This window comes from Arenibacter sp. F20364 (assembly GCF_023015905.1).
Lineage (GTDB): Bacteria > Bacteroidota > Bacteroidia > Flavobacteriales > Flavobacteriaceae > Arenibacter.
In genome coordinates this window covers 1-3,244 of the sequence record NZ_JALKBD010000077.1, presented here as the reverse complement: position 1 = coordinate 3,244, position 3,244 = coordinate 1, and the positions used below count along the sequence as shown (strand labels likewise).

Sequence of the window (3,244 nt, the reverse complement as noted above, 5' to 3'; positions counted from 1 at the left end):
TTGGCTCCATCAGCACCAGTTGCGCCATTAAGTCCTATCGGACCCTGAGCACCGGTATCTCCTTTGTCTCCTTTGTCTCCCTGATCTCCCTTGGCTCCAGTTAGGCCGGTTGCTCCAGTAGCTCCATTGGTTCCGTCAATACCATTAATACCAGCAGGACCTCGTGGTCCTGTTAAGTTTGAAGTTGTAAATTTTGTTCCGTCTGTATAATTGAAAGTAAATGTCCCGTTACCGTTATTAACAGTAGACTGTATGCCGACACCTCCAGTGGCAGTTGAACTGCCTGTGCAAAGGCTATTCCATTGCGTTCCGTTGTAGAAGAAAACACATTGTGCATCCGTATTATAGACCATTGCCCCACGTAGTGGCTTAATACTTTGCATTTGGGTATTGGAAACCCGGGTAAGTACAAATGCTTTTGTGGTGCTTTCCAATTCAACAATGGAAGCCGCGTTTATGCTATTCGGATTTTCTCCAATTTTAACCTGGGCAGTTGCGTAACCGCTACCGATTAAAAATAAGAGAAGTAGTATTTTTTTAAAGTCCATTCAAGGGGAATTAGGGTACAACGACCTATATAAACCCAAAATTAGATGTCTAATTATGGAATGTTAAAAAAATGTTGTGAACCTGATAAAAGCTGTGGTGTACCTATGTTATTGAAAATTAGGGCTATAAAATATGCCTTTGGTCGAACGTTAAAATGAAAGAAGAGCCCTACAAAACTGTTGCCTTCAAGGGTATTGCCATTTTGAAATGTTAGCTATTTTAAGCAAAGAATTTTGATGATAATTCGTGGTCAATTAGCTAAAATGTCGATATAAATAGAGGGGCTAAAGTTGCGAATCCTAGGATTTAAGAAATAGGGGAGCAATTATAAGGGATAGATTCACTTGGCATTTTTGATGCTGGATGCTAGACATTAGATGCTAGATGTTAGTATTGAGATGCTGGATTCTAGACTTTTGTCTTTCGACCTGCCCACTGCCTCAAAAAGGTCTCGACTTCGCCCGTCTACCGCCGGGCAGGCCTGCCTAGCCGTCAGACAGGCTCGACCGGACAAAATAGTCTTGAACATTTAACCTAAAACTGGCATTGCCAACTGCCTACTGTTCACTGTCCCATCAGGAGTTCTCGATACAAAATGCCTACTGGCATTTCACTCGAACTGACGGTAGTAATTTGTTTTCAACTTGGAACCATGAACCTCGAACCCTTTTAGTGTTCCAAGTACAGGAATCCCTGATAATTAAGCTGAAGATCCTTCATGGCTATGATATAGAAATAGACTCCATTGGGCAATCCGGCTCCCCGGTTTATGACCAAATTGTCTACATTGGAGTAGCCGGTGAAACCGTTGGTGTAATTGTCCTCCTCATAAACTTTCTGTCCTTGGCGGTTATATATACTGATGGTATCGTCATCCGAGAGTTCCAATTCTTCTATATACAGGGCATCGTTTACCCCATCTCCGTTGGGAGTTATCAGGTAATTGTCCAGTGTAAGCAATTCCTTGGCCGTGGCTTCGGAGGCAAAGGTGATTATGGCATAATCGTCCGGGACAAAATTTTCCGAAATTAAAAACCCCTGTGTTAGGTCGCCCACTACCGAAGCTGCACCTAGATTCACCCAAGATCGGCCCCCAATACTCCAACCTACGGGGATGATCTTTTCCACCTCTTCGGTCAGGGCGGCCATATTACTACGGGCGTTCCAGCTGATCTGTATGTTGGAGGATACACTGCCCTCCAAATGCCAAAATTCCACTTGACTTATATCGCCCATGGTCCTGGGTTTTTTGGTGGGGTCAAAACTTTCCGGAAAGGTGGCCGGGTTGGTGGGATTTTCCAAATAATAGGCACATTTTGCAAAGCTATTGGTGCCACTGCTATTGAGGGTCAGGGATCGCAATTGTTCAGAATCGCCCACCGGAAAAATAAAATTCTGTTCGTTGTTGATGGTCACATAGCCGTCTACCTTGGAGGGGTCGCTTTCGCCCACATAAAAGGCATCCTGCAGAAAATTAAAATAGATGTCCTGTTGTTGCCTTGGGGTAATAAAATTGCCCGCTACAAAATTGGTGTTGGACTCCACACTCATGCCCGTGTTGAGCATTACTCCCTGGTCATTGGCAATTTCGGTATCGAAGAACACCGGCATAAAGGCACCGGAAACACTGATCATGCTACTGCCATAAAAACCGGCGAGGCCCAAATTCTGGTCAAAGGAGGCGTTGTTGATCAGATCGGTATGAAAGCCTATCTGTCCCTCATTGTGGATACGGATATTGCCACTATTATACAAGGCCGTTTGGGCCTGTATCCCTAGGGGAAGCAACAATACGAGGATGTAGATAGCGTTCTTCATTTTTTTTGGTCCAATACCCTTAGTTCTTATTTTGTATCAATGCCTTTATTTCGTCCATGTCCTTTCGGAGCGACTGCAGCTCTGCGGACAGGGATTTATTTTCGGTTTTAAGCTGGTCTATCTTTTTTTCCTGCTCTATAGTGTGGAGGAACAATTCCTCAATTTTTTCTAGGTTTATTCTTGAGGCTTCTCCAAGATTCCAAAATCCCTGTTCCTTGATTTCCTCGGCTGATTTTACGCCTGGTAAATGGTGTTTCTTTTTGATATGTTTTTCAATTTCAGTAAGGCTACTAAAGGTGTAATTTTTATTTAAGATTGAAGTTCCTAAATAATATTTTTGGAATACGTAGTCTGGAGTTCCAATTACATTATCGGTTGATAGAAAACTTCCATCAGCTCTAATATTTCCGTTTACATGCAATCTTTCGGCAGGATTGGTTGTAAAAATCCCCACAAATTGATCGTCGGCAATACGCATTGCTTCTGCTCCGCCTGTTGAAAATGCCAATTCGTCGGGACCAGCTCTGAACATACCGGTATTAAAATCATCGTTTGTGTAAAAGCTGTATCCAGGAAGTGCGGCAGTACCACTTGAAACGGCGAAACTGGTGGATCGGGTTTCACCCATTACATGTAACGCACGATCAGGTGAATTAGTTCCTATTCCCAAACGATCATTGGTATCATCCCAAAATAAATTAGTGGGGTTATCACTTAAGCCACCACTGCCATCAGAAAAAAAGATGGCCCCTGATGTTCCAGTAGGAATTGAAGAGGATGCAGGTGCTGCCCACACGACGTCTCCCGTTCCGTTAGTGGTCAATACCTGTCCGTTGGTCCCTTCTGCAATTTTTGCAGGTGTGACGTTGTTGTCGGC

Annotated in this window: 1 protein-coding gene and 2 pseudogenes; all 3 read right to left on the bottom strand. The window is 43.6% G+C overall.

The genetic code is table 11. The features are described 5' to 3' along the window. A pseudogene (locus MWU84_RS23615) lies at positions 1-548 on the bottom strand (collagen-like protein); the annotation flags it as partial. 670 nt (positions 549-1,218) lie between these two features. Then, positions 1,219-2,367 carry a gliding motility-associated C-terminal domain-containing protein gene (locus MWU84_RS23610; protein ID WP_246906465.1) on the bottom strand — a complete coding sequence of 383 codons (1,149 nt, stop codon included), beginning with the start codon at positions 2,365-2,367 and terminating at the stop codon, positions 1,219-1,221. 19 nt (positions 2,368-2,386) lie between these two features. Further along, positions 2,387-3,244 (bottom strand): annotated as a pseudogene (locus MWU84_RS23605) (hypothetical protein); the annotation flags it as partial.